Genomic DNA, 8022 nt, shown 5'->3' with positions numbered 1-8022 from the left:
TGCACTAACATAAACATTAACGTTAGCATTAACAGTATCATTAACATTAATCGATCAGGTGCACTAATATTATACAAAGAAGAGGATACTATAGATATGTAATGGCAGACTGGCTTATTAATTTTAGCTTGACCTTTGAATTGGTGGAGAAACCCCTGGACGATAAGTAATATCAATTTCTTTAAGAACCCGATCGAGCTGCTGTAATAATTCCGATGTCCAGATTTCTATATTAAATTCAGGAAAATACTCTGAAAAATTCAATTGCTTACTATTATTTTTTGCTTTCTTCAGAACTAACAATCTTTTAATAAGCATAGATCGACTAGCCACTTTCGTGATAGCTCCACGCCCTTGACCAGTAGTAACCTTAATAATATTTTTTGAACGCTTTAGTACTTCCTTTAAGGTTGAAACTGCCATTCCAAATGTTTCTGCAAGCATGCTTAAAGAACCCTCCAAAAAAGCAGCTTCAGGGTTTGTGCGATGTTGCAAATATGTAAGAATATCTGATTCCCATTCTTCATAATGAGAACGAATTCGTTCCTCCCTTGTTTTTTTAAATTTATACCATCCTCCTCCGCCTTGAAAATTCGTTGTACCATCAGTCCAAAGTTCGAGCATTGGTTCGACATATGATCGCTTTACACCTTTATATTTTCCAGAATATGCGCTCTTAATAGTTCGCTCAAATTCATTTTTTGATAGGGGAGCCTTCAAATTTGAATTAAACTGGTCTAGTTCATCGTATGCAACTTCAAAAGGCTTTCCACTTGAGTAGTTGGCAATAGCCAAAGTAAACAGTACATTGTTACGACTCGAGCTATGATGTCCTTTTTCAATGCCTGTTGCATTAATTAGGGATTTATACCAAGTTGCTGATGTTTGTTCGTATGTTGTGTTGTTATCGTTGTAAATAACCCGTAATAAGTTCCTATTTTCCTTCTTTTCAAACTCCTTAGACCATATAAGCAATTTATTGGTATCTGCAGGTTCATCAAAGAAATCTAAAATATTTTCTTCTTTTGGAATACGAAAAAAACCAAACGGAACACACCCGGTGTCGATTGGAACAAACAAACTAAGAGCCTTTTTAATATTGCTAAATAAACGTTCAGCAACTCTTAAAGACTTGTAATCTTGGTTTTTATGAATAAAAAATGGTGAAGAAAGAATAAAAAAAACTTGGAATCCTCGTGGGGTTTCTAACAGTAAATTGGGTCTTGGGAGCCCTAGTTCTTCACAACCCAGATATAAACTGTATAAATCAATGTTCTTTGTATCTATATCAAACCCAATTACATTAATTTGTTTTAGATTATCCCTAGTATGACCCTTAATTACTCGTTTTTTAAAATTATAGTATGTACCACCTCTATAAACATTGGGGGTCCAGTGAGACAATTGCTTATAACTATCTTCTAACCCCTCATAAGAAGTAACTATGAATCCCTTACCCTCTATTAGATCATCTTTAGAAGGGGAAACAAAGATAGCCCCTTTGGAGTATGGAGCGCTATTTAGGGCCTTCTCATAATCTATAACTCTATTAAATGGTGCATTTGATCCTTTTTTCTTATATAAACGTAGGCTATTATGGGTCATAAATTGCATAATTTCAATTGGTGAATATGAACTTCTTAATGTATTGCTAATTACTTCAGCCACTCCAGACACCTCTTTGCAATTTCTTACTAGTAGATTTCATTTCTCGATTTTTACCGTTCTATTTTTTCAATCTTATTGAAAATTTTGTTGAATTAAGTATAACGAAATCGACTTTTGAAATTTGTTGCCCTTTAAGAGAAATGCACCAAAAAAAAAAGAACCCTTGAAGACTACAGTCCCAAGGGTTTAGAGAAAAACTTTAATTTTTTTTACTACACAGGTTCGACGGAAAAGTGCACCAAAACTAACGAAAATGCACCACTGTTACCGATTTCTAGATTTCTTAAAAATACTAGAAAAGCTTAGTGTATCAAGGTCCTTGAATGGTAGGGAAATATTAATAGTAGACAGGCTGGACGGGTAGTTAAAAATGATTGGTGCATTTTTGATACACAGGTGGGACGGATTGACCCAAATTAGGATAGAAAATGGTGCATTTTGAAAGGTATTATTTTGTCTATTCTTGTAAAATCCTAATATTATTTGCGTTTTGATTCTACACAGGTTGGACGAAATTGTATTTTCTTAAAATGCACCACTATTATATTCTCGTCCAACCTGTGTGGAAAAAGCACATTTTGCACCACTACAAATGTATTACTCCTATGAATAGGTCAAATCCGGGACAGGGTGGTGCATTTTAGTGGTGCATTTTAAGAAAAAATAGATTACTATAAACTTATATAAGTTTATGACATTCTTTGTGTTTAATAGGAGTGATTTAATGAGTGATCTAAAAACTAGAACACGGATAGGGAATACCTTAGATACTGCATTACTACATAAATTAAAAGAACTTTCTAAATCCACCCGTATCCCTATGTCCCGTTTGTTAGACGAGGCTATTGAAGATTTGATTCAAAAACATAAAAATACAAATCCTTCTAGCCATTAAGAAAAATTATTCGAAGGGTAGAGGAGGTACATAATTGAATACAGTAAATTATTTAGGTATTGAGGAACAACTAATTTTACCCTATCAATTGTTAAAAATTGCAATTTTCGAAGAAGCTAAAATTCTTTTTGAGGATCGACCAAACATTGTTAAAAAATGGTATACAGAAGCATATCACATGACAGAGGATGAATATAGAAATCAATATCCTTCTAATGAAATGAGCCCAAGTTTTAAGGCATTGTACATATTTATTACTGAAGGTTTATTTTTTCAAAAGCATATTACTAAAAAAATGATAAAGGAGGCAGTTTTACAACATTCTGAAACGATTATTTCAACTATATCAAATTTTTTGTATAATGAATTCCCCGAAGAGATAAAGCGAAGTTTAAATGAAAAAACTATAGAGCAAACAATAGAGCAAGACTATTTATTAACCAGTATGGATAATAAATACACTATGTTACGTAATATAGTTGCAAAGAAGAATGATTTTAAAGAGTGGGGGGATGAGCAAATGGCTGCTGAACTGATTGATAATAAAGGCAACTTAAGAGGAATGGCAGCACTTCGTCCAGACCCAAATTCTATTGAAGTGGCAGAAGATCAAGAGGACCTGTGGATGAAATTAGTTGACTCTGCTTATAATTCATTGGATGAGTGGACAGCAGATTTATTTGACCTGATAACATACCTATGGATGGTATCACATAAAAACAGCGAGGGATATATTGAATTTCATAGTAACGATGCTTTAAGATTACGCCAAATGATTGGCCCAGAGGAAAATTCAAATGAGTTAGTGGTTAGAGAAAGAGATCGTTTTAACATTATGAAAAGAGTTGTCGCATTATCAAGCATGTGGGTGTCGCTGAGTGAAGGTAAAATAATAACACAAAAGGATAAGCAATATGATTTTCAAGATTTCAAACGAATGTTTGATATTGGGGCTATACGTGTAGCTTATGATAAGAATACGGGAGAAGCCCAGGGTATATATGCCTTGCAAATTAAACCAAGTTCTGTACTTACACCTTTAATTAATGCCTCAAGCCAAATGATTGGATTGCTACACATTAAGGTCTTTCAATATAGCCACCAAACTCAGAAAGAGCATAAAAGACTTTTACGATACATTGATCGCCAATGGAAAATGAGAATACGGTTAAAGGCAAAACTAACTCAACCTTTTAAAATATCAACATTATTAAAAGAAATGGATATATCCGAACGTTACAATTGGAGTGAAAAAAAAGATAAATTAGAAAATGTTTTAGATGACTTTGAAATAGATGGAGTTATAAAAAAATGGGAGTACACTGAATACTTTGATGAATTATTAGTAGGAAAAAAAGGCTGGTACAAGAAATGGTTGAACTATAGTATTATTCTATATCCGACAGACACATTGCTTGCGGAGTATAAAAAAAATGTGGACCTGTTATCCCAAGGTATTTTAGATCGAAGTATCTTTGAAAAGATTGATCAACGAAGTCAAGACAACTCCTTTTTTGAGAAAGAAGGAGTTCGTGATGAAAGCTTGCAATATGCAATTAGTGAAGTTGCGCCTACTAAAGAAGAGTTAATTATTGAACAAGTCCCTACGATTGCAACTCAACATACAAATAAACAAGAAATCACTCCTACTTTAAATAGTATTCAACAATCCTTTGATTTCGATTTTTCGGTTAATGAAGAAATTTACTTATCACCGGAATCTATGAAAGAAGCTATTAGTCGTTTAAATATAAGTATCAGACAAGCAGCTAGAGAAATAGGAGTTGCTCATACCACCCTTTCTCGATATATTAAACGAGAAAATAAAAGACAGAACAAAAAGAATGATGAAAAGATGTTAAATTGGCTAAAAGATAAACTTACTATATAAAAGTTATTTAATGTAATTTACGCTATATCGAAATGATTAATTATTACATAAGCGTAAATTAATAGTTTTCAAGTTTTATAAAATTTGTTAATATAGACTAATAATTAAATTTATTTTTAGAGGGAAATCCCCTTAATGTATACACTTGCCTATAGGTGAAGTGCGTTCATTAAGGGGATTTTTATTTTTTACCGGATAAATTGGAGGGATTATTACGAAAAAATTTCATACTCAGAATGGTTGCTTTGAAACTGAAAGCAAAACTCTTAGTGCACTATCACCGGATATTATGATGGCTAAAATTGATCAATTAGGAATAAGTATCCGTAAAGCTTCAAGAGAAATTGGAGTAGCTCACACTACATTGTCACGTTACTTGCGTGGGGAGATTAAACGCCACAATAATAAAAATGATGATAAAATGCTAAATTGGTTAGTAAAACAAAATTGGTAAATGCAATTTCTGTGTTAATGTGATACAACAGAGACAAAAACTGTTAAGATGTGTGAATATGCTAGACTAGGGGTACCGTCGGAAAAATCCTCATTTATCTTAACCATCCATAACGGATGACTTTACAGTATTCAATGTAAAGTTATCCGTTTTTTTGTTTCTTTAAATCCCAGATAACTGTATTCAGTTTTATAGTATTTATAGTAAATTAAGAAAGCTTATGTTTAAGGGGCTGACTTGGAAGATTTGATGGTTCCCTTAATAAGCAGTAAAGACTTGAAAAAACATCATTAAATCAGGAGGATCCAACAATTATGAATACGTTCAACCTAAAAGGAACAACAGCTCTGTTACACTCGTATGGTTTCAAATGTGACACAGAAATGGTAAGCCATTGGATAAGTGAGGGGAATATTAAAAGCATCGAAAACGGTGGAGCATACGAAGTTTTGGAGGAAGATGTTTATAGATTTATAGAAGCATTCAGATGGGAAGGTACAGCCTTTGAGGAAGGCATTGATGATCAAACTATGATTGGGAGATTACTAGAAGAAATTACCGATCTTAAAAAGCAAATTGTAAAACTACAAGAAGAAAAAGCTGAATTAGAAGATCAATTGGGAATCATGCCATTTTAGACAATTCAGCCACAGGAGGATGGATTTCATGAGAGTAATTACCCTTTGTACAAAAGAAGGAAAGACTCGGTACATGTTACTAGATAATGACAATGAGCCAGTCCAACCAGTTTTACAGTATTTAAAGTTTAAGGACAATAGTGGGGCTTCACGTAATACCTTACGGTCATTCTCATATCATTTAAAACTATTCTTTGAATTCCTAGAACAAATAAACAAAGATTATCGTGATATCGGAATAGATGAAATGGCGGATTTTATGCGGTGGTTACAAAACCCTCACCAGGATGTAAAAGTGTACCCTATCTTCCCTAAACAGCCAATTAGAAAAGCAAAGACAGTAAATATCATCATCAATACTGTTCTCGGATTTTATGACTACCTAATGAGACATGAGGACTATAGTATTCAGCTGACAGAACGTTTAAAGAAACAAGTATCTGGATCCCGCAAGGGGTTTAAAAGTTTTCTGCACCATATAAACAAAAATAAATCCTTTACCTCTCATATTCTGAAATTAAAAGTGCCTAAACAGCAGCCGAAGACGCTCTCAAAAGATCAGATTGCACTAATTATGAATGCTTGTGTAAATATACGGGATCTATTTTTAATACAGCTCCTTTGGGAAAGTTCTATGCGTATTGGTGAAGCACTTACTTTATGGCTTGAGGATTTCGAGGTCGATGCGAGAAAAATTCATATACGTGATCGGGGCGAATTGCTTAATCTAGCTGAAATTAAAACGGTATGTAGTCCCCGTAGTATTGATGTATCTGAGGATCTAATTAATATGTACTTTGATTATATTGCTCAATTTCATACCGATGAAGTTGATACAAATCACGTTTTTATTAAGCTGTCAGGAGAAAATAAAGGACAACCGTTAGAATATGCCGATGTAGTATCACTAGTTCAACGATTACGTAAAAAAACAGGCATTTATTTCACACCACATATGTTACGCCATACATCATTAACAGAACTGAGGAAGTCTGGTTGGAGAGATGAACATTTAATGAATCGAGCTGGCCATGCCCATATACAAACAACAATGCAGATGTATATCCATCCTTCGGATGAAGACATTCGAAAAGACTGGGAAAACGCTCAAGAACGAATGAAAATCAACAAAGAATATAAGGGGAATGACGAATGAATTTATCCGTTGAATACTTATTACCAGAAGGTAAAGTGAATGAAATTACCAGAAAAGTCACTGGATATTTTGAAAATGATATTTGGGATGCAGAAAATGCAGCTTTTAATGATTTTAGAAAATCGGAATGGGGAAAAACCCACCGCAAAATGGATTTTTCGGTATTTCCACCTAAGCTTAAAAATGAAGTTAAGTTTTTTATTCTTACTCGTATTCAAAAAGATGATCTGCAATTGTACTCAGCTATACATAATTATGCCAGATCTTTTAAACAGCTTTCTAAATTCATTAAGAAATTTTATCCCAATATTAATAGTTTTGCAGATTTAGACATAAACAAGGCTTTGATGCAGTTAAGATCACATTTAAGTGAATTAGGTTTGAGCATACGAATTTATGGGAGAAGGAAACTTTCTAATTACGAAAATCTACTTAATCGTTTATTTTTGTTTTATAAAGACTTCTATGATACAAGAGATGAATTTGAAAAAGATATCTGGGATGTTAGAAATATTCCTGGTGCAAGATTTCCTGATCACGAATCAAGACATATCCTGAATTTCGAGGATATCCCTATTCCCTTTCGTCCTTTAGCAAAAAGATATTTAAAATTTAGGATCAGTCATTTATCTCTTGGCCAATGTACTCTGGATGTTAGAATTTTAAAGTTATTTTTGACATTTATACATGATAAAGATCCTTCTTGGAGGGATTTAAATGCCTTAACACGGAAAGATATCGAAGATTATCTTATATTTCATAATAAGAAGTTTCATGACAAAATACCGTCAAAGAGAAGTTATTTAATTGTCCTAAATGTGTTCTTGGAAACGATTGAAAAACTGCAATTCGATGAAGCACCTGCCTTGCCTGTAAATCTATTGTTGTTTAAAGAAGATTTCCCTAGACCTATAAAAAGATCTGAAAATGACATCAAATACATTCCTGAAGGGGTTCTTCAACAAATTGAGGAAAAACTAGAGTTCTTAAAGCCATCAAAATACATACCGATTGTTGTATTACTTCGAGCCACTGGTTGGAGAATATCAGATATTCTTAATCTACGGTATGATAATTGTTTAGAACAAACATATCAAGGGTGGTACCTATGCGGCGATATTAAAAAAACGCAAATAATGAATCATCGTGTACCGATTACAAAAGAAGTAGCAGAGATAGTAGAAGCAGTAATAAAAGTGACTAAAGACCAAAGCAATACAATTAATAATCCTAAAAATTATTTATTCGTACAGTGTAAACAAGCACATTATTTCGGATACCACTTTTCAAATTTGTTCGGCTAAAAATCTACTTTAATGT

Annotated in this window: 7 protein-coding genes; 6 read left to right on the top strand and 1 reads right to left on the bottom strand. The window is 33.2% G+C overall.

Annotated features, from left to right (window positions below; all coding sequences use genetic code 11):
* Window positions 1–123 precede the first annotated feature (123 nt).
* Window positions 124–1668, bottom strand: coding sequence for a primase C-terminal domain-containing protein (locus LKW28_RS22530; RefSeq protein ID WP_229142655.1), 1545 nt, complete (start codon window positions 1666–1668; stop codon window positions 124–126).
* 724 nt (window positions 1669–2392) lie between these two features.
* Between LKW28_RS22530 and LKW28_RS22525 the strand changes: the two genes are divergently transcribed.
* The 6 genes from LKW28_RS22525 (at window position 2393) to LKW28_RS22500 (ending at window position 8006) form a co-directional block, all read left to right on the top strand.
* A complete protein-coding gene (locus tag LKW28_RS22525; RefSeq protein ID WP_229142654.1) occupies window positions 2393–2563 on the top strand; it encodes a ribbon-helix-helix domain-containing protein in 171 nt (56 codons plus the stop codon).
* A 34-nt stretch (window positions 2564–2597) separates the two neighbouring features.
* Window positions 2598–4454 carry a helix-turn-helix domain-containing protein gene (locus LKW28_RS22520; RefSeq protein WP_229142653.1) on the top strand — a complete coding sequence of 619 codons (1857 nt, stop codon included), beginning with the start codon at window positions 2598–2600 and terminating at the stop codon, window positions 4452–4454.
* Window positions 4455–4746: 292 nt separating this feature from the next.
* Window positions 4747–4908, top strand: coding sequence for a helix-turn-helix domain-containing protein (locus tag LKW28_RS22515; RefSeq protein WP_229142652.1), 162 nt, complete (start codon window positions 4747–4749; stop codon window positions 4906–4908).
* 314 nt (window positions 4909–5222) lie between these two features.
* Window positions 5223–5546, top strand: coding sequence for a hypothetical protein (locus LKW28_RS22510; RefSeq protein WP_229142651.1), 324 nt, complete (start codon window positions 5223–5225; stop codon window positions 5544–5546).
* A 28-nt stretch (window positions 5547–5574) separates the two neighbouring features.
* On the top strand, window positions 5575–6702 hold the full coding sequence (locus LKW28_RS22505; protein ID WP_229142650.1) for a tyrosine-type recombinase/integrase: 1128 nt from the start codon (window positions 5575–5577) through the stop codon (window positions 6700–6702).
* On the top strand, window positions 6699–8006 hold the full coding sequence (locus LKW28_RS22500) for a hypothetical protein (protein WP_229142649.1): 1308 nt from the start codon (window positions 6699–6701) through the stop codon (window positions 8004–8006). The genes LKW28_RS22505 and LKW28_RS22500 overlap by 4 nt, the downstream gene beginning before the upstream one ends.
* Window positions 8007–8022 lie beyond the last annotated feature (16 nt).

Source organism: Bacillus sp. REN16 (genome assembly GCF_020731355.1).
Classification (GTDB): domain Bacteria; phylum Bacillota; class Bacilli; order Bacillales; family Bacillaceae_L; genus Ferdinandcohnia.
The sequence above is the reverse complement of the archived record's forward strand: the minus strand, read 5'-3'. Positions and strand labels throughout refer to the sequence as shown.

What these genes read in the sequence shown, in the direction of transcription:
- LKW28_RS22525 (WP_229142654.1), top strand. Translation starts at nt 2,393, where the DNA reads ATGAGTGATCTAAAAACTAGAACACGGATAGGGAATACCTTAGATACT.
- LKW28_RS22515 (WP_229142652.1), top strand. Translation starts at nt 4,747, where the DNA reads ATGGCTAAAATTGATCAATTAGGAATAAGTATCCGTAAAGCTTCAAGA.
- LKW28_RS22510 (WP_229142651.1), top strand. Translation starts at nt 5,223, where the DNA reads ATGAATACGTTCAACCTAAAAGGAACAACAGCTCTGTTACACTCGTAT.
- LKW28_RS22505 (WP_229142650.1), top strand. Translation starts at nt 5,575, where the DNA reads ATGAGAGTAATTACCCTTTGTACAAAAGAAGGAAAGACTCGGTACATG.
- LKW28_RS22500 (WP_229142649.1), top strand. Translation starts at nt 6,699, where the DNA reads ATGAATTTATCCGTTGAATACTTATTACCAGAAGGTAAAGTGAATGAA.